The organism is Lentzea sp. CA-135723, assembly GCF_050936595.1.
In the GTDB taxonomy this organism is placed as follows: Bacteria; Actinomycetota; Actinomycetes; order Mycobacteriales; family Pseudonocardiaceae; genus Lentzea.
Genome location: NZ_JBNJMK010000001.1, coordinates 2,463,672 through 2,481,155 on the forward strand (window position 1 = coordinate 2,463,672; position 17,484 = coordinate 2,481,155).

Annotated in this window: 20 protein-coding genes; 7 read left to right on the plus strand and 13 right to left on the minus strand. The window is 70.9% G+C overall.

Annotated elements, in window-relative coordinates; translation table 11 throughout:
* Window positions 1-60: 60 nt before the first annotated feature.
* The 3 genes from ACQEU1_RS10210 to ACQEU1_RS10220 all read right to left on the minus strand — a co-directional run bounded on the left by ACQEU1_RS10210 (window position 61) and on the right by ACQEU1_RS10220 (window position 2,321).
* Window positions 61-1,101, minus strand: coding sequence for a CU044_5270 family protein (locus tag ACQEU1_RS10210; RefSeq protein WP_433198685.1), 1,041 nt, complete (start codon window positions 1,099-1,101; stop codon window positions 61-63).
* Window positions 1,094-1,663 carry an RNA polymerase sigma factor gene (locus ACQEU1_RS10215; RefSeq protein ID WP_433198687.1) on the minus strand — a complete coding sequence of 190 codons (570 nt, stop codon included), beginning with the start codon at window positions 1,661-1,663 and terminating at the stop codon, window positions 1,094-1,096. Before ACQEU1_RS10215 ends, ACQEU1_RS10210 begins: the two co-directional genes overlap by 8 nt.
* A gap of 91 nt (window positions 1,664-1,754) precedes the next feature.
* Entirely contained in the window at window positions 1,755-2,321 is a 567-nt protein-coding gene (locus ACQEU1_RS10220; RefSeq protein ID WP_433198689.1) for a GNAT family N-acetyltransferase, read from the minus strand.
* A 58-nt stretch (window positions 2,322-2,379) separates the two neighbouring features.
* Between ACQEU1_RS10220 and lexA the strand changes: the two genes are divergently transcribed.
* On the plus strand, window positions 2,380-3,039 hold the full coding sequence (lexA, locus tag ACQEU1_RS10225) for a transcriptional repressor LexA (protein WP_433198691.1): 660 nt from the start codon (window positions 2,380-2,382) through the stop codon (window positions 3,037-3,039).
* Here lexA and ACQEU1_RS10230 read toward each other — a convergent pair.
* Window positions 3,019-3,822: a serine hydrolase gene (locus ACQEU1_RS10230; protein ID WP_433198693.1), complete on the minus strand. Its 804-nt coding sequence runs from the start codon at window positions 3,820-3,822 to the stop codon at window positions 3,019-3,021. The genes lexA and ACQEU1_RS10230 overlap by 21 nt on opposite strands.
* Before the next feature lie 134 nt (window positions 3,823-3,956).
* Here ACQEU1_RS10230 and ACQEU1_RS10235 point away from each other — a divergent pair, with 134 nt between their 5' ends.
* Both ACQEU1_RS10235 and ACQEU1_RS10240 read left to right on the plus strand, forming a co-directional pair.
* Window positions 3,957-4,634, plus strand: coding sequence for a response regulator transcription factor (locus tag ACQEU1_RS10235; RefSeq protein ID WP_433198695.1), 678 nt, complete (start codon window positions 3,957-3,959; stop codon window positions 4,632-4,634).
* Window positions 4,631-6,157 carry a sensor histidine kinase gene (locus ACQEU1_RS10240; RefSeq protein ID WP_433198697.1) on the plus strand — a complete coding sequence of 509 codons (1,527 nt, stop codon included), beginning with the start codon at window positions 4,631-4,633 and terminating at the stop codon, window positions 6,155-6,157. Before ACQEU1_RS10235 ends, ACQEU1_RS10240 begins: the two co-directional genes overlap by 4 nt.
* On the opposite strand, the gene ACQEU1_RS10245 is transcribed toward ACQEU1_RS10240, so the two are convergent.
* Entirely contained in the window at window positions 6,134-7,015 is an 882-nt protein-coding gene (locus tag ACQEU1_RS10245; RefSeq protein WP_433198699.1) for a LysR family transcriptional regulator, read from the minus strand. The genes ACQEU1_RS10240 and ACQEU1_RS10245 overlap by 24 nt on opposite strands.
* A 68-nt stretch (window positions 7,016-7,083) precedes the next feature.
* Between ACQEU1_RS10245 and ACQEU1_RS10250 the strand changes: the two genes are divergently transcribed.
* Complete coding sequence (locus ACQEU1_RS10250; RefSeq protein WP_433198701.1) at window positions 7,084-7,740, plus strand: type 1 glutamine amidotransferase domain-containing protein; 657 nt, start codon at window positions 7,084-7,086, stop codon at window positions 7,738-7,740.
* On the opposite strand, the gene ACQEU1_RS10255 is transcribed toward ACQEU1_RS10250, so the two are convergent.
* From ACQEU1_RS10255 to ACQEU1_RS10265, 3 genes are read right to left on the minus strand one after another with little or no spacing between them, the layout of a single operon-like run.
* Window positions 7,737-9,221, minus strand: a complete 1,485-nt coding sequence (locus tag ACQEU1_RS10255; protein WP_433198703.1) for a nucleotidyl transferase AbiEii/AbiGii toxin family protein — start codon at window positions 9,219-9,221, stop codon at window positions 7,737-7,739. The two genes, ACQEU1_RS10250 and ACQEU1_RS10255, sit on opposite strands and share 4 nt — an antisense overlap.
* 12 nt (window positions 9,222-9,233) lie before the next feature.
* The gene (locus ACQEU1_RS10260) at window positions 9,234-10,610 is read right to left on the minus strand and encodes a DUF6297 family protein (RefSeq protein WP_433198705.1); all 1,377 of its coding nucleotides are present in this window, start codon (window positions 10,608-10,610) and stop codon (window positions 9,234-9,236) included.
* Window positions 10,607-11,212, minus strand: a complete 606-nt coding sequence (locus tag ACQEU1_RS10265; RefSeq protein ID WP_433198707.1) for an ABC transporter ATP-binding protein — start codon at window positions 11,210-11,212, stop codon at window positions 10,607-10,609. Before ACQEU1_RS10265 ends, ACQEU1_RS10260 begins: the two co-directional genes overlap by 4 nt.
* A 101-nt stretch (window positions 11,213-11,313) precedes the next feature.
* Here ACQEU1_RS10265 and ACQEU1_RS10270 point away from each other — a divergent pair, with 101 nt between their 5' ends.
* The 3 genes from ACQEU1_RS10270 to ACQEU1_RS10280 are packed head-to-tail and all read left to right on the plus strand — an operon-like array spanning window position 11,314 to window position 13,558.
* Window positions 11,314-12,471 (plus strand): LLM class flavin-dependent oxidoreductase, encoded by a 1,158-nt coding sequence (locus ACQEU1_RS10270; RefSeq protein ID WP_433198709.1) that lies wholly within the window; start codon window positions 11,314-11,316, stop codon window positions 12,469-12,471.
* Complete coding sequence (locus ACQEU1_RS10275; protein WP_433198711.1) at window positions 12,468-12,890, plus strand: MarR family winged helix-turn-helix transcriptional regulator; 423 nt, start codon at window positions 12,468-12,470, stop codon at window positions 12,888-12,890. Before ACQEU1_RS10270 ends, ACQEU1_RS10275 begins: the two co-directional genes overlap by 4 nt.
* Window positions 12,890-13,558: a CE1759 family FMN reductase gene (locus tag ACQEU1_RS10280; RefSeq protein WP_433198713.1), complete on the plus strand. Its 669-nt coding sequence runs from the start codon at window positions 12,890-12,892 to the stop codon at window positions 13,556-13,558. The genes ACQEU1_RS10275 and ACQEU1_RS10280 overlap by 1 nt, the downstream gene beginning before the upstream one ends.
* A gap of 407 nt (window positions 13,559-13,965) precedes the next feature.
* On the opposite strand, the gene ACQEU1_RS10285 is transcribed toward ACQEU1_RS10280, so the two are convergent.
* From ACQEU1_RS10285 to ACQEU1_RS10305, 5 genes are all read right to left on the minus strand, one after another.
* Window positions 13,966-14,340 carry a YciI family protein gene (locus ACQEU1_RS10285; protein ID WP_433198715.1) on the minus strand — a complete coding sequence of 125 codons (375 nt, stop codon included), beginning with the start codon at window positions 14,338-14,340 and terminating at the stop codon, window positions 13,966-13,968.
* Between the two features lie 514 nt (window positions 14,341-14,854).
* A complete protein-coding gene (locus ACQEU1_RS10290) occupies window positions 14,855-14,980 on the minus strand; it encodes a hypothetical protein (protein ID WP_433198717.1) in 126 nt (41 codons plus the stop codon).
* 113 nt (window positions 14,981-15,093) lie between these two features.
* Window positions 15,094-16,737 carry a GMC oxidoreductase gene (locus ACQEU1_RS10295; protein ID WP_433198719.1) on the minus strand — a complete coding sequence of 548 codons (1,644 nt, stop codon included), beginning with the start codon at window positions 16,735-16,737 and terminating at the stop codon, window positions 15,094-15,096.
* Between the two features lie 5 nt (window positions 16,738-16,742).
* Window positions 16,743-17,021, minus strand: a complete 279-nt coding sequence (locus tag ACQEU1_RS10300) for a hypothetical protein (RefSeq protein WP_433198721.1) — start codon at window positions 17,019-17,021, stop codon at window positions 16,743-16,745.
* A 52-nt stretch (window positions 17,022-17,073) separates the two neighbouring features.
* Window positions 17,074-17,406 carry a putative quinol monooxygenase gene (locus tag ACQEU1_RS10305; RefSeq protein ID WP_433198723.1) on the minus strand — a complete coding sequence of 111 codons (333 nt, stop codon included), beginning with the start codon at window positions 17,404-17,406 and terminating at the stop codon, window positions 17,074-17,076.
* Window positions 17,407-17,484 lie beyond the last annotated feature (78 nt).

Below are 17,484 nucleotides of genomic sequence, written 5' to 3' on the forward strand. Positions count from 1 at the left end.
CCGAGGATGCGCAACTCCAGGGTTGCATGTTTCCGCCCGCGCCCCGAACGCGGAGGGAAGCTACTTCCCGCCCTGCGAGTCCACGATCCTCGTGGTCACCGCGGACGAGCTGCGGACGGTGCCCTTCTCCAGGCCGCCCTTCTCCTGCGGCAGGTCCTCCGCGACGGTCTCGCGGTAGCCGATGAAGTCACCGTTGGCCGGGTCGATGATGATCTCGCTGAAGTCGTCGTAGTACTTCATGCCGAGCGCGACGCCTTCCTTGCCGTCGAGGTTGGCCCTCTTGTCCGTGACCACCAGACCGGGGATCAGGGCGAGCGCGCGGAAGATCGTCGCCCGCACCTCGGCCGGGTACTGCCCCGAGTTGAGCGCCTGACCTGCCTGGAGCAACGCGCCGGAGTCGCCTGCCTGGCCCGCTTCCTTGAGCTTGGCCAGCATCTGCGCGGGGTCCTTCGGCAGCGATGCCACGAACTCGGGCGTCGGGTTGTCGAACGTGCCGTTGACGCACCGGTCCGGCGAGCCCTCGGCGTAGTAGGGGTAGTTGCCGCACTTGCCGCGGAACTCCTGACCGTCCTTGAACGGCGTGCCGGAGCCCGGGTCACCCTCGCCCTCGTGGCCCTCCAGCCACTTCGTCGAGTTGATCTTGTTGCGGAACAGCCACTCGTCCTGGCGGTTCGCCGGGATCCACTGCTCCTGCACGATGTCGCTGTAGGTCGCCTTCGTGGAGCCGTACTCCACGGTGATGCCCTCGTAGCGGCTGCGCACGTAGCGGAACTGGCCGGGGGCGAGCGGCTGGTCGGCCACCCCGGACGCGAGGTCGGCCGCCTTGACCAGCTGCTCGGCGGCGGTCGCGGAGTTGCCTCCGTTGCCCGTCAGGTCGACCGTCGAGGCGGCGAGGCCGGCGCCGGTCAGCACGGTGACGGCGGCCGCGGCGGCGAGCCAGCGGACCTTGCGGTTCTTGCGCGGCGGCTCGGCGGCGCGGGTCTTGAGCGCGGCGGCGAGTGCGGCCTTGCCGGCGGCGACGTCGAACCGGACGGGCTCGTCACCGGCCCGCGCGAGGGTGGCGTCGAGCACGCGGTCGAGGGTCTCTGGCTGGTCAGACATGGCTGTCCTCGCTGAAGTCGTGGGCGGTCGCGGCGAGACGGGTGCGCAGCCGGGCGCGGCCGCGGTGCAGACGGGTCCGCACGGTGGCCACGGGAACGTCGAGCGCCACCGCGATCTCGGTGGGCGTGAAGTCCGCCCACGCGTGCAGCAGCAGCACCTCGCGTTCCTCGATCCGCAGCTCGGCGAGCCAGGCGGTGAGCGGTCCGGCGAGGACGTCGGCGTCCGCGGCGGCGCTCACCCGGTCACCGATGTCGGCCTCGTCGGTGCGCGCCGCGTGCTCCTTGCTCCACGCCCGCAGCTTGCGTTCCTCCGCCCGGACGTGCCCGCGCAGCAGGTTCGTCGCCACGCCGAAGAGCCAGGCCCGCACCGCGTCGGCGTCGTAGGCCTGCCCGGCGCGCTGGTCCCAGAGCACGAGGAACGCCTCGGAGACCACGTCCTGCGCGGTGTCGGGACCGACCCGCCTGGCCACGTAGCGGTGCAGCCGCTCGGCCGTCGACTCGTACAGCTCCAGCAGCGCGGCCTCGTCGAGCACGGCCGGCGCCACCTCTGGTGTCAGCGCCACGGGCGCCACCTCGGTTCGCACAGACCTACCTGGACGCAGGCCCCGGATGCGTTCCCGGCGTGTGCCCACCGCCACATCGTGGGCCCGCGGGTCAGATCTCGCTCGGGAACGGGTGCCGCGCCGCGAACTCCGCCGCGGTCATCCCGAACATCACCATGTCGTGGTGGCGCCCGGCGAAGAACTCGTGGTCGCGCAGCCTGCCCTCCTCGGTGAAGCCGAGCTTGCGGTGCAACGCGATCGACGGGTCGTTGAACGCCCAGGCGCCCGACTCGCACTTGTGGAAGCGCCGCTCGCCGAACATGTAGCCGAGCAGCAGGCGCACGGCCTCCGTGCCGTAACCGCGGCCCTGGTGCTGCTTCCCGATCGTGATCCCGTACTCGAACCGGCCCGCGTGGTAGTCGGCCCTGGCGGTCGACATCAGCCCGACCGGCACGCGCTCGGCCAGCGACTCGATCGTGAGCATCGTCTTGTCGTCCTCGGACTGCTTCAGCGCGATCTTCTGCGTCCACTCCCGTTGTCCCGCAGCGGATCGCGGCGGCAGGACCCGCCCTGCCCTGCGCGCGTCGTCGGTGTCGGCGTCCATGGCGTGGAACGTCTCCCAGTCGTCCGGTTCGACACCGCGCAGCCGGACGAGCTCTCCTACCCAGAGTGAGGTCATGGGCATGATCGAACGACCACCCGATCGTGTCTGGCAACCGGATTACTACTATCGCCGGATGACCGCCTACGACGATCTCGAGCTCGACACGACGGTGCTGCCGGAACGCCAGCAGATGATCCTCGTCGCCATCCGCGACTGGGTCGTCGAGCACGGCTACTCCCCCAGCACCCGTGAGATCGGCGAGGCGGTCGGCCTGAAGTCGTCGTCGAGCGTGTCGAAGCACCTGGCGGCGTTGGAGGACAAGGGTTTCCTCAAGCGCGGCGGATCGGTGACGCGGCCGATGGACGTGCGGGTGTTCCTCAGCGGCACGCCGGTCGTGCCCGGGATGCCCTCCGAGGACTCGATCTCGGTGCCGGTCGTCGGTGACATCGCCGCCGGTGCGCCGATCTCCGCGATCGAGCACGTGGACGAGGTGCTGAACCTGCCGCGCGGGCTGGTCGGACGCGGCAGCAACGTGTTCGCGTTGCGCGTGCGCGGTGACTCGATGATCGACGCCGCGATCTGCGACGGCGACACGGTCGTGGTGCGCCAGACGCACGAGGCCTACAACGGGCAGATCGTCGCCGCGATGATCGAGGAGGAGGCGACGGTCAAGGTGTACCAGCGCCGGGGCGGCCACGTGTACCTGGAGCCGCGCAACGAGGCGTACCCGGTGATCGACGGCGACAAGGCCGTGATCCTCGGCATCGTCGTGTCAGTTCTCCGGAGCGTCTGAGAAGAGCTGCTGGGCCACGGTCGCGCAGACCTGTGCGCCCGCCAGGTGGTCGGTGCTGCGCGCCCGCGTCAGCACCGCGAGCGACCAGCCGTCCCACAGCGCGAGGCACGTGACGGTCCACTTGTCGTCGTGCCTGGTCCAGCCGTTCTTGATCGCGAGCGGCTTGCCCTGCAGCGCGGGCGCCTGCGGGATGCCGAACCGGCCGTCCGGGGCGATGTCGCGCATCATCGCGAGCAGCCTGTCCCTCCACTGCGGACTGATGCCGGGCCCGATCTCCAGGCACTGCCCGAGTCTCGCCGCGTCGTTGGCGGTCAGCGTGGTCTTCGACCACCAGTTCGGCGTGACGGTGGTCTCCAGCAGCCCGCAGGTGCTGATCATCCGCCGCACCGAGGCGTCGCCGCCGAGGTTCAGGTAGAACCTCTGCGCGATCTTGTCGTCGCTCTCGCGGATCATCTTCGCCATCGCCGCCGTGTCCGCTTCGGACACCACCGAGCCCTTCGCCGCGACCAGGTCGAGCGCGAGCCAGACCTTGATCATCGACTCGGTGAACGTGCGGATGTCCTGACCACCGACGAGCACGATCCCGTTGCCGCGCAACGCCCAGGTGTACTCGCCGGCGAACTGCACGGACACGTTGCCGGGGTTCGGCGTCCACTTCTTCTCGGCCACCTCGGACGGTGCGGCGGCGGGTACCGGCACGGGTTCGGCGGCGTGTTCGGCCGCCAGGGGTGCGGGCACCTGGCAGGCGGTGAGCAGCAGCACGAGGGGAATCCAGCGCTTCATGGCCGCCGATGCAAGGCGGACCGCGATGAAGGAACGACGAAGAGCCGGTCAGGCCGCCGTTCGAACGAGCGAATTCACGGCGGCCGGACCGCGCCTTCATCGATCCTTCACGGTCTTCGCGCAGGATGGAACGCGTGAGCGCACGCATCCTCGTCGCCGAGGACGATCCGAAGCAGTCGCACCTGATCAGGGCCTATCTGGAGCACGAGGGCCACAGCGTGCTGGTGGCGCGCGACGGCAGGGCGGCGATCGACCTCGCGCGGTCGCGCACGCCGGACCTGGTGGTGCTCGACGTGATGATGCCCGAGGTCGACGGCCTGGACGTGTGCCGGGTGCTGCGCGCCGAGTCGCAGGTCCCGATCCTGATGCTGACCGCCCGGTCGACCGAGGCGGACCTGCTGCTGGGGCTCGATCTCGGCGCCGACGACTACGTCGTCAAGCCGTACAGCCCGCGTGAGCTGGTCGCGCGCGTGCGGGCGTTGCTGCGGCGTTCGGGCGCGCCGGAGGTGAACGGGCCGATCCGCGCGCTGGACGTGGAGATCGACCCCGACCGGTTCGAGGTGCGGATCGGCGGTGAGCTGGTGGCGCTGACGGCGAAGGAGTTCGAGCTGCTGCGGGTGCTGGCGTCCGCGCCGGGCAAGGCCTTCTCGCGCGGTCAGCTGTTGCAGGAGACGTTCGGGTTCGACCACAACGTGCAGGAGCGGACGGTGGACGCGCACGTGATGAACCTGCGGCGCAAGATCGAACCCGATCCGGCGGCGCCGAGGTACGTGCTGACCGTGCCCGGCCGCGGCTACAAGTTCGCCGGATGAGCCGGTTCGCGCTCAAGATCGCCGCCCTGGTCGTGGTCACGGTCGTGGCGGCGGTGGCGGCGACGGCCTGGCTCACGTTGCGCGAGACGACCCGGCAGGTCGAGAAGTCCGTCGAGGTGGCGTGGCAGGAGCTCGACGAGGTCGCGCAGGAGATCAGGATCCACGGGCTGCTGCGCGGGTCGTGGGACGACATCGGCTCGGCGCTGCCGGTGCTGGCGCAGCGCCTCGGGCAGCGGGTGCGGGTGGTGCTGACGGACGGCACGGTGCTCGCCGACACCCAGCCCGGCACGTCGCCCCGGCAGTCGGTCGCGGTGCAGACGCGGCCGGAGAGCACCTTCCACACCGACATCGAGGCGATGAAGGCGCTCTACAACTACGAGCGCGACCTGAAGCTCGGGCGGTGTCTCCAGGTCCACGGCGAACGAGTCCGGATCACGATGCGCGACAACAACCTGCCCGGTTTCTACACCGACAACACGGTGCCGGCGAAGTGCATCCCGTTCGAGGACCGCTTCCCGCTGACCACCGAGTTCGGGTGCGACTACGACAAGGCGTGCGTGCAGCGCACCTTCACGACCAGGATCTCCGCTCTGATGCCGCCGCCGGTGCTGGTGCAGGCGGGCGCGACCGACCAGCCGCAGCAGGCGAAGGTGTCGCTGCTGCCGATCCTGCTGAGCGCCGGGCTCGTGGCGTTGCTCGCGCTCGTGGTGTCGTTGCTGATCAGCCGCGGGGCGTTGCGGCCGATCAGCGCGCTGGCGGCGTCGGCGCGGCGGTTCGGTGCCGGTGACCTGTCCGGGCGGGTGCCGGAGAACGGCGACCTGGTGGAGCTGACCCGCGCGTTCAACGCGATGGCGGAGTCGTTGCAGCGCAGCCGGGAGCAGCAGCACAACATGATCGCCGACATCGCGCACGAGCTGCGCACGCCGCTCGCGAACATCCGCGGGTACATCGAGGGGGTGCGCGACGGGGTGCTGCCCGCCGACGACGAGCTGTACCGCTCGTTGTACGAGGAAGCCCTGTTGCAGCAACGACTCATCGACGACCTGCAGGACCTCGCGCTGGCCGAGTCGGGGTCGCTCGTCTACCACATGTCCACTGTGGACCTGGCGGACCTGCTGACCACCTACCGCGCGGCAGGGGTGGTCGTCGACGCGCCGGATCCCGTCGTCGTGCACGCGGACAACGACCGGCTGCGGCAGGTCGTCGGCAACCTCGTCACGAACGCGCAGCGGGCGGGCGCGTTCTCGGTGACGTTGCGCTGCCGGACGGAGGGGCTGTGGGCGGTGGTCGAGGTGGCCGACAACGGGTGGGGCATCGCCGCCGGGCAGCTGCCGCACGTGTTCGACCGGTTCTGGCGGGCGGACAACGCCCGCGGCCGTGAGACGGGCGGGCGCGGGCTGGGGCTGGCGATCGCGCGGGAGATCATCACCGCGCACCGGGGCACGATCTCGGTGGCGAGCGCGGTCGGCGTGGGCACGACGTTCACCGTGCGGCTGCCGCTACAGGGCACCCCAATCGCGTGACCTGAGGTGCTCGACGACCGCGTCGGTCTCGGCGGTCGTCGCACCCTTCGTGACGACGTAGAGGGTGTTGAGCGGCGGGACCTCCGGGTGGTGCAGCTGTTCCACCGAGCCCGCCGCGACCGCGGGGTCGGCCAGGTAGCGCGGCAGGGCAGAGACGCCGGCGCCCGCGACGACGGCCGCCAGCACCGCGCGCAGGTCGGGGACGGTGACGGCGACGGTGTTGCGCGGGCGTCTGCCGAACTCGCTGCGCCAGTAGCGGCGCAGGATCGGCAGGGTGGCGTCGTAGGCGACGAGCGGCAGGTGTTCGAGGGCGCGTTCCGGGTCGGTGCGCAGCAGGTCGCGGTCGACCGTCCTGGCCAGCAGGGGCGGGCCGACCAGCACGAACTCCTCGTCGGTGAACGGGGTGGCGGTGAACCCGGTCTGCGGGCGGACGGACGACAGCACGACGTCGAGCCGCGCTGTTCCGAGTGCTCTGAGCAGGTCGTCGGCGAGACCGAACGTGACGTCGAGGCGGAGTCCCCCGCGGGTGAGCGGGGCGAGGGCGGGCAGGCCGCGGGCGGTCATGAACTCGGCGGCGCCGCCGATCCGGACGGTGCCGTCGAGGGTCGTCTCGGGGTCGAGCGCGGTGCGGAGCTGGTCGAGGTGCTGGCCGATCCTGCGGGCCAGGTCGTCGGCACGGGGTGTGGGCGTGACCCCGCGGCCGCCCCTGGCGAACAGCCTGGTGCCGAGCTGGCTCTCCAGCTTGGCGAGCTGGCCGCTGACCGCGGGCTGGGTGAGGCCTCTCCGCGCGGCCGCGCTGGTGAGCGAGCCGCCCCGGTAGATCTCCAGGAACGTCTCCAGCAGATCGAGGTCCGTCAAGCGCTGAGCCATAAGGCAGCTTATAGCCCGATCTGCTCGTTCTGCTGATCTGTGATGTCCTGGGTGACATGAAGAAGCTGCTCGTGGTCGTGTCCGCCGCCGACTCGCTGACGTTGGCGGACGGCACGAGCCACCCCACCGGGTTCTGGGCCGAGGAGGTCGTGGAGTCCGTCCGCGTGCTGCGCGAGGCCGGCGTCTCCGTCACCGTCGCGACGCCGGGCGGTGTCGTGCCGACGGTCGACAAGGCGAGTCTCGACGGCACGTTCGACGAAGCCGTTGCCTCCCTTGAGGATCTGCGCGCGCCCGCCGTGCTGGCCGATGTCCGGTCTGCCGATTTCGACGCGATCTACCTGCCGGGCGGCCACGGCCCGATGGCGGACCTGGCGTCCGATGCCGCGCTGGGCGCGTTGCTCGCGGAGTTCCACGACGACGGCAAGCTGGTCGCGGCGCTGTGCCACGGGCCGGCGGGCCTGCTGAGCGCGGTCCGCGCCGACGGCACGTTCGTCTTCGCCGGCAAGGAGATGGCGGTGTTCTCCGACGAGGAGGAACGCCAGGGAGGCCTGGCGGTCCCCTACTCGGTCGCCGGCCGGCTGACCTCGCTCGGCGCGCGGATCTCGTCCGGCGAGCCGTGGTCGAGCACCGTGGTCGTGGACGGCGGGCTCGTGACGGGCCAGAACCCGCAGTCCACCACGGCCACCGCCGCGCGAGTCGTCTCCCTGCTCTAGACGAGCGCGTCCACGACTCGTTGCAGGAGACGGCTTTCGTCCGCCTTCGTGACCGGCACCTCGGACGGCGCGTTGTCCCACTGGACGGAGTGCAGCTGCTCGACCCAGCCGCGGTCGAAGCCGGGCATCGGTTCAGCGGGGGCCGTGTCGAGGAGGCGGGTGACGACGTCCGTCCGCACCGTCGTGGCCTCGGCGAGCAACGCCGCGTCGTACAGGTCCTTGGCCTGCGGGTAGCGGTCGGACACGAGCCATTGGATCTTCCACGCGAGGGAGAGCTCCCGGCCGGCGGCGAGCAGTGTCGTGCCGGCGATCTCCAGCGGCTGCGGCGCGATCGGCAGGTCCTCGTTGAACACGAGGTCGATCTGGATCGCGCCGTCCGGGAGTCCCTCGACCTCGAACCCGAACACGATCCGCAGGCCGGGCACCCGCTCGTAGGTCCAGATCGGCTCCACTTCGGACGGTCCGACCAGCTCGCGCAGGCCCGCGACGAGCTCCGCGGCCTGCGGGCTCTCGAACGCGAGGTCCTTCGGGGTCACCACGAAGTCGATGTCACCGGGTTCACGGGCGGCGTCGCCGAACCACTCGCGCAGCACCGTGCTGCCGCGCAACACCAGGTGCTCGGCCCACACGCTCTGCCCGATCGCGTGGAGCGTCCGCACCATCGTCTCGCGCCGCTTCGCCAGCCACCGCGCGCCCTCCTGCGGGTCGCCGAACCGCGGTTCGCCGCCCCGGAACGCGTGGTAGTGCTGCCTCAACGCCGGGTCGAACACCGCGCGCTGCCGGATGTCGTGCCGGGGCACCAGCTTCAGCGGCCGGTAGGTGGCCGGAAACCCCCTGACCCCGGCGGGTGCCTGCCGCAGGCGCTCGCTCGTGCTCCAGTCCACGTGACCGTGGATCCAGCCGTCGTCGATGTGCAGCGCGTCGTCGTCGACGACGTACCCCTCCTCGACCTCCAGCACCTCGAACGCCTCGAGGTCGTGGAGCAGCGCCTCCAGCCGGTGCCTGGCCGTGGCCCGCCCGACGCCGAAGCACCGTTGCGTGACGAACCGCTCCTCGGTGCCGTCCTCCGACGTCCGCCGCGCGTTGCGGGAGGGTTTGGCCTCGTGCGCCCTCAATGCCTCGTAGAGGGCGAAATGCCAGTCATTTGCCAGCCGCAGCTTCACGTGGTGCTCGAAGTACAGCGTCGGGTCGGCCTCGTCGTCGGTCTGCGGGACGCCCTCGTTCCACGGCGCCGCCTCGATCTTGACCCGCACCACGAACAGGTCGGCCTCGACCAGCCTGGCCCGCCACTGCTCGGCGACCGCGCGCACCTCGTCGATCGTGCCCTCGCCGCCGATCGTCAGCATCGGCTGCGAAGGCGTGTTCCCGCCGTCCAGTTCGATGTGGGTGAACTTGACCTGCCGCTCCCGCGCGAACGCCGCCAGTTCGCCGGCCTGCCACTCGGACCCGGTCAGGTGCAGCTCGAACTCCCCCGCGTACATGCTCTCCCCCTCCTAGACGACCACCTGCACCACCGCGAGCGCCGCCAGCAACGCGGGCCCCCGGCTCAACTGCACGATGAGGCCGAGGGGCGTAGGCCCGAACAGTCCGAAGTCGACGATCGCCGCACCGTAGTCCACCGGTGGCCGGGTAGCGATCCGATATACGACAGCCACCGCTCCCACCGCCGAGATCACCCCGTTCAGCACCGAAACGTGCGGCGTGAACGCCGTGGTCACCGCACACCACAGGACCGCACCTGCCGACGGAACCACCAGGTGCGCCAACCGAAGCAGCCGATCGGGCAACCCGAGCGCGCGGCGCAGCGCGGGCGACCGGCACACGGCCTTGAGCCCCGCGGCGAGCCGGTCGGTGGCGAGGAACGCGGCACCCAGTTGGACGGCGGGAACGGCGGCCTGCTCGCCGCCGAGGGCCACCAGTGCCGGGGCGGGCAGGAGCGCCGCCCAGACCAGGGCCGCGTTGGGGGCGCGGCGAAGGCGGAGCACGTCGGTCCAGGCGAGGGCGACAACCCACGACCGGGCACCTGCCCGCGGCGCGAGGCGCGACGATCTCACGCGTCCGAGGGCACGGGCCCGGCGTTCGGCGAGGACTGCTCCGAGCAGGGCGAGGTCGAACCAGCTCACCGACACCCGCGCGACCCCGGCGAGCGCGGCACCGGCCGCCAGGTCGGACCGCCGAAGCCGCCCCACCATCGCGACCGCGACCACCGCCAGCCCGAGCGCCACCGCCCACGAGCCCACGGGCCACCCACCCGAGCCGGGCACGCCACCCGCCCCGGACCCCGCCGAGCCGATGCGGTCCGGCCCAGGCCATCCGGCGGGCACGCCAACCCGGCCGGGAGGCACCAGCAGCGCCACCACCGCCAGTGCCACCAGCCCGCTCAACCACCTCTGCGGCGCCACCCCGGCCCGTTGCAGCACCACGGCCCCGGCCACCACCGCCAGCCCGGCAGCGGCCCCGAGCGCCACCGCCACCAACGGCGGCACCACCGCCCCCACCACGCCGAACACCACGGCGGGCCACACCGCACCGACCGCCGCACCACCCAGCAACAACACCACGAGCCGGGGCCGCAGCAACCCGCCCCGCGGCACCGGCGCGCTCAGCACCCAGAACAGCCGGTCCGCGCCCACGAACACCGGCCCGAACGCCAATGCCACCTTCATCAGCACGGTAGCGCCCACCACCGACAACCAGAGCGCCGTCCACGCGCTCCCCGCCTGAGGCGTCTTCGTCAGCCCGGCGGACACCAGTCCGTACCCGACGGCGCCGACGATCGAGAAGTTGACCAGCCGCGCGTACAGCCGAGCCACCCGGAACCTCCACGGCACCGGCACGGCCAACCGGCGGGCGACGGCGTACGCGCTCACAGCGTGACGGTCCGGCACGCCACCGCCTCCACCAGCGCAGCGTCGTGCGACGCGAACACCACGGCCACCCCGGCGGCCTTCTCGGCCAGCAGCCGGTCGCGCAGCCACGCCCGGCCGGCGGCGTCGAGCCGTTGCTCGGGTTCGTCGAGCACGAGCACCGACCGCGGCCGCACGAGGCAGGAGGCCAGCCCGAGCCGGTGCCGTTGCCCGGAGGACAGGGTCGGCGGCAGCTGGTCCGCCACGGCCGACAACCCCAGCTCGTCCACCACGCCCCCGACGTCCACCGGCGACCCGTGCAGCCACGCCAGCAACCGCAGGTGCTCCACCACGGACACGTCCGGGAAGTAGTCGGCGTCGTCCAGCAGCGAGGCGACCGCGGCGCGGAACGCGGCCGACGACTCGTCCGCGACGGCGCCGTCGAACAGCACCGACCCGGTGTCCAGCACCTCGGCCCCGACCAGGCAGCGGAGCAGCGTCGACTTGCCGGAGCCGTTGCGTCCCACCACGGCCACCGCCTCGCCGGGGCCGGCGACGAACGACAGACCTGCGAAAACGGGGACTCCGCCGTAGCCGAAGCCGGCGTCCCCCACGCCCAGCGACATGTGATCAGGGTAGTGGGAATGAACGGGGCACCCCTGCGTTACAGTAGATGCAGACGCATTAGTCACCAGAGAGTGACCGATTACAGAAGGAGGCGGGTGCCGTGCAGTTCGGAATCTTCTCGGTGAGCGACATCACCAGGGACCCGGTGAGCGGCGAGACCCCCAGCGAGGCCGAGCGGATCGACGCGATCGTGCAGATCGCCGAGAAGGCCGAGGAGGTCGGGCTCGACGTGTTCGCGATCGGCGAGCACCACAACCCGCCGTTCTTCTCGTCCTCGCCGACCACGCTGCTCAGCCACATCGCGGCGAAGACGAAGAAGCTCACCGTCAGCACCGCGACGACGTTGATCACCACGAACGACCCGGTGCGCATCGCCGAGGAGTACGCGATGCTCCAGCACCTGGCGAAGGGCCGCATGGACCTGATGCTGGGCCGCGGCAACACCGCGCCGGTCTACCCGTGGTTCGGCGCGGACATCCGGCAGAGCCTGCCGCTCGCGCTGGAGAACTACAACCTGCTGCACCGGTTGTGGCGCGAGGACGTCGTGGACTGGGAGGGCAAGTTCCGCACGCCGTTGCAGGGCTTCACCAGCACGCCGCGGCCGTTGGACGACCTGCCGCCGTTCGTGTGGCACGGCTCGATCCGCACGCCGGAGATCGCGGAGCAGGCCGCCTTCTACGGCGACGGGTTCTTCGCGAACAACATCTTCTGGCCGAAAGAGCACTACATGCGGCTGATCAAGTTCTACCGCCAGCGGTACGCGCACTACGGCCACGGCACGGAGAAGCAGGCCATCGTCGGTCTCGGCGGCCAGGCGTACATCGCGAAGCGCTCGCAGGACGCGCTGAACGAGTTCCGCCCGTACTTCAACGAGGCCCCCGTCTACGGTCACGGGCCGCGGATGGAGGACTTCATGGAGCAGACGCCGCTGTCGGTCGGCAGCCCGCAGGAGGTCATCGACAAGACGCTGACGTTCCGCGAGCACTTCGGCGACTACCAGCGCCAGATGTTCCTGATGGACCACGCCGGCCTGCCGCTCAAGACCGTGCTGAACCAGCTCGACCTGCTCGGCGAGGAGGTGGTTCCGGTGCTGCGCAAGGAGATCGAGGCGCGCCAGGACCCCGAGACCGCGAAGCCGCCGACGCACGCCAAGCGCCTGAAGGACAAGTACGGCGACGGCCCGGCCCGCCAGCCGAAGCCGAACGCCAACCGCGGCGACAACGTCACGGGCGGCTCGCCGTACCAGGACTCGGAATGACGCGTGCCAACGAGGCCTGGGAGTCCCTGATGAAGGCGTACTCCGTGTTGATGAAGCAGTTCAACGCGGAGGACATCTGGGGCGACCTGACCATGCGGGAGTACGACGTGCTGTACCAGCTGTCCAAATGCGACGGTCCACTCAGGATGAGCGAGCTGAACCGCCACGTGCTGCTGAGCCAGCCCGCGTTGTCCCGCATGGTGGAACGCCTCGTCGAACGGGGCTACGTCGAACGGTGCCCCGACCTCGGCGACCGCAGGGGTGTGCGCCTGTCGCTCACCCCGGCGGGCCGGGAGACCCAGCGCCGCATAGGCCTCCCGCACGCCCGCAGCGTCACCCGCGCCCTGGGCGTGCTCTCCCCAGCAGAACTAGACCAGCTCGCCGCGATCACCGGCAAGCTCAGCCAGAGCGAGGAGTAATGGGCCAGAACTTCCAGCTGGTGGTGGTGTCCGCCGGCACCAGCGACCCGTCGTCCACCCGCCTGCTGGCCGACCGCGTGGCCGGCAGGGTCACCACACTGGCCGGCAAGCGGTCGCAGACCGTGGGCACGTCCGTCGTAGAACTGCGCGAACTCGCCTCCGAGATCGCGAACGCGCTGGTGTCCAACCACATCGGCCCGCGCCTGCAGAAGGCGATCGCCACCCTCCAGCACGCGGACGCCATCGTCGCCAGCACCCCCGTCTACAAGGCGGGCGCGAGCGGCCTGTTCACGTCGTTCTTCCAGATCCTCGACAACGACCTGCTGATCGCCAAGCCCGTAGTGCTGGCCGCGACCGCCGGCACCGCCCGGCACGCACTGGTCGTGGACGACCAGATGCGCGGCCTGTTCGCCTACCTGCGGACCGTGGTCGTGCCGACGTCGCTGTTCGCCGCAACCGAGGACTGGCAGGACAAGGGCCTGAACAAGCGCATCGACCGCGCGGCCCTGGAACTGGTGGCACTCATGACCTCGGGCTTCGAGAAGACCGTCCGCGACGAGTCGTGGGGCGCCTACCAGCACGAGTACGGCAGCGCGGGCGGCACCGAACTGTCGATCGACCTCGACTCGGACCTGATGAAGCTAGCCGCAGGCGGGTCCGCGGGCTGACTCGCCGCAGGCGGGTCCGCGGGCTAGAAACCGGCGCCGCCGTACGCGCCGCCGCCATACGCGCCGGTGCCGTACGCGGCGCCGCAGTACGCGCGGCCGCCATTCGCGCCGGTGCCGTACGCGGCGCCGCCGGGCAGAAGTCCGCGCCGCGCTCGCCCTGCGTGCGGTCGCCGAAGTCCTCGGAGACCTCACGCCGGGCGAACGCGCGCTGCTCGGCGACCTGCTGAACCGCCCGGCCTGCCAGCGGCTCGGGCCCGTCGGTCGTTCCCGCCAGCCGCTCGGTCCTGTCAGCCGTTCCCGCTAGGCGCTCGGGCCCGTCAGCCGTTCCCGCCAGTCGCTCGGGCCCGTCAGCTGTTCCCGCCAGCGGCTCGGGCCCGTCAGCCGTTCTCGGACGCCGCTCGGGCCTGTCAGTTGTTCAGGAACGGCTCGATGTCCTCGAACTCGGCCACCTGCCGAACCTCCACCGACATCTCCTCAACGCCGACGAAGCACGTGATGTACTCCTCGGCCACCGCCGTGGCAGCCCCCAGGTCCGCGGCGGAGATCAGCAGGAACCCGCCGACCACCTCCTTGGCCTCGGCGAACGGCCCGTCGATCGACCTGATCGCCGCGCCACGCCTGCGCACCACGGCGCCGGTCTGCTGCACGCCTTCGGCGCCGAGCATCACGCCGTCCGCGGTCAACTTCTCCACGAACGCGTTCATCCGCTCGATGAGCTCGGGCGTCGGCTGCCACGATGCCGGGTCGTCCTGCTGGACCCGGTGCATGAGCATGAACCGCATGATCTCTCCTCGTTGTCGACTGGCAGCACCCGCTGCCACCCCTGCGTCGATCGACGTCACGGAGCTTTCGACATTCTCGCCATGATGGCCAGGTGAGATTTTCTCGGCTCGTCGTGCTCCGGCCGAGGCTGCTCGGCAGGCCCGCGAAGAGCAGGTCGTGCAGCGCAGATGGTGTGAAGAGCAGGTCGGTGGAGTCCACCGCTGCCCGCCGACCCGCGCCCCGGCTCGCTCTCGGGCCGTGCGTTCACGGTGGGCCGCCCGATCACCTAGTACATACGGTGGGGACCGCTCGACGTGGCGCTGCCACTCGTCACGCGTGCCCACCGCTCCCCCGCGCGATTCCTCCTGACGCAACGCGCGGACCCCGGTTTTGGTTCCCGCTCTGTCCACAGGCTACCCAAAACCGAGTATCGCCAGGTCAGCGCGATGCAAACCTGTGGATAACTCGCGATCAAGGAACGCCGGCCGACCAAGAAACGCCAGACAGAGGCGCGGCGGGCGCACACCGTCTCGTTCAGCGCGCACAGCGCAGGCCCACATCCCCCGCGCAGCAGCCCGACCCCAGCCGGACAGCGTTCACGAACAGCAGCACCCACTCGGCGCTCGCGAACCCCGCGACCAGCACACGCTGCCGCGCCATGCCCAGCACCTCGAACACCACCTCCTCCAGCCTGTGCTCGAACCCCCAGCCAGTGAAGGCCCGTGCCTCCGCCGCACCTGCCGGACCGGCTGCGCGACCCGCCGTACAAAAGGTCAGACGGCGGGCCCAGCCCGGCCCGTCAGGTGCTCCGCGGTGCGCAGGGCGAGTGCGGCCATCGTGATCGACGGATTGGACGTGCCGAGTGACGGCATGCTGCCGCACCCCACCGCGTACAGGTTCGGGTGGTCCCAGCAGCGTTGCCACTGGTCGACGACGGAGTTGTGCGGCGAGGTGCCCATGACGTGCGTGCCGCCGCTGTGGCCCGCGCCCCAGTACCTCAGCGGTTCGCCGTTGTGCTCGAAGTAGCGTTCGTCGTCGGGCTTGTAGGACGTGTGGTCGTCGGCCTTCAGCAGTTCGAAGATGCCGTCCGAGGCGCGTTTTGCGGCCAGGAGGCCGTCTTTGACGTAGTCCGACAGTCCGTAGTGGACGGACGGGCGCGGGTTGCCCAGCGCGTCCTTCGAGGAGGCCAGCGTCACGCGGTTGTGCGGGTCGGCCTCCTGCTCGATCTCGAACTGCAGCGTGAACTGGCGGCCTACTCGGTCCGCCACCGCCTGCCGGAGTGCCTTGCCCCGCAGGCCCGCCGCCACGAACTCGGCCGTGTCGGAGTCCGGGCTGCCCGCCGACCAGCCCCAGCCCCAGTTGCCGATCTCGATCCGGAACGGCGCTCGCCGCGTGCGTTCCGGGCCGTCGCGGAACGCCTCGATGCCCGTGGTGGAGCCGGGGCCGCGGAACGGGCCTATCGCGTGCGGCATCAACGCCCAGGTGAGCAGCACGGGGTGGTCCATGAGGTTGCGGCCCACCTGGTCGCTGCTGTTGGCGAGGCCGGACATGAGCAGCAGCTTGGCGTTCTCGATCGCGTGCGCGGCCAGGACCACCACGTCGGCCGCCACCTCGTGCTCGGTGTGCCGCGGCGACGTGTCGTCCTCGTAGCGCTGGTAGCTGACCTTGGTGATGCGCCCGAACTCGTCCGCGTGCACCCGGTTCACGACGCAGCGGGTGCGCAGCTCGACGGTGGACGGCCACCGGCTCTGGGTGCGGTGCGGCGTGTACTTGGCGTTCTCCGGGCAGATCGGCACGCAGCTCGCGAAGCCGGCGCACCGGTGGCCCTGCGGGACGTACCCCGCGGTCGGGATGCCGTTCCTGGCCTGGGGTGTGCCGGTGACGCGCAGTGCGCGGCCGTCGACCTCCCGACCGTCCACAACGGACGCCACGGCGTGGTCGAGGAACGTGCGCGGCAACGCGTGCATCGGGTAGCGGTAGTCGTCCGGTAGAGGGAGGTGCTGGCGTTGTTCGTCGGCGTCGGCCGCGATCCCGATCTCCCACTCGGCCGCGCGGTAGTGCGGTTCCAGCTCGGCGTAGGTGATCGGCCAGCCGCGGCCGCGGCCCAGGTCCGCGGTGTGGAAGTCCTCCGGCAGCATGCGGGGCGTGATGCCGGTCCAGGCCGTGCCGGTGCCGCCGTTGATCCGCAGGTACGGGCTCGGGTAGTCGCACGGCCCGGTGTTGATCAGGTAGTCGCTCGACGGCGCGGCCGCGGTGGTGCGGTACGGCCGCAGCGGGGTCTTCGCCGTGGCGGTGCGGAACCTGGTGACCGCGTCGGCGTTCACCTCGGTGCCCGCCTCCAGGACCAGCACCGAGAAACCGTTGTCCCCCAGCACTTTGGCGACGAGGGAGCCGGCGAACCCGGCGCCGACGACCACGGCCCTCACCTGGCCGCCGTTCTGGGTCTCTGCTCCCAGCTGCCGAAGCCCGGTGGGGTCGTACCCGGCGGGGCCACGCCCACGGCCTTCCAGGCCAGGCCCTCGGCGTAGGCGCGCTCGCCCGGGATCACCCCGCGCCAGACCCCGGTGTACCAGAGCTGGATGATCTCCTCGTCGGGCGCGCCCTCGGCCAGCGCGCGGTACTGCTCGACCAGTCCGGTCGACCTCAGCTCCTCCGCCGAGAACCCGGTCAGCTCGGCGGACAACTCCACGAAGGCGTCCATCGCGCCATCCTCTGGCGGAGGAACCGCCTGCACCAAACGATGCGGGCAAGGCTCACCCGCGTGGCGCAACCCTCAGCTCGCCGAGCTCGGACCAGTCGTCCTGGTCCACGTTCTGGCTGACGATGCGCGGGGTCTCCGCCAGGTACCGCGGAAGCTCCTGCTGGGCGGCCTTGAAGTGGTCCGAGTTGACGTGGGCGCCGCCCGCGTCACCATCCCGGAACGCCTCCACCAGGACGTACTCGGTCGGGTCGTCCAGGCTGCGGGACCAGTCGAACCAGAGGCAGCCGGGTTCGGCGCGGGTGGCCTCGGTGAAGCCGCGGCTGATGTCGGGCCACTGCTCGGCGTGGTCGGGCAGGACGCGGAACTTGGCGGTGATGAAGATCAAGACAGCCTCCTCCTGGGGATCTGCCCCGACCCTAGTCCGTTTGCGGGGTCAACGACCTGTCGCGGGTCCGAGAGCGCA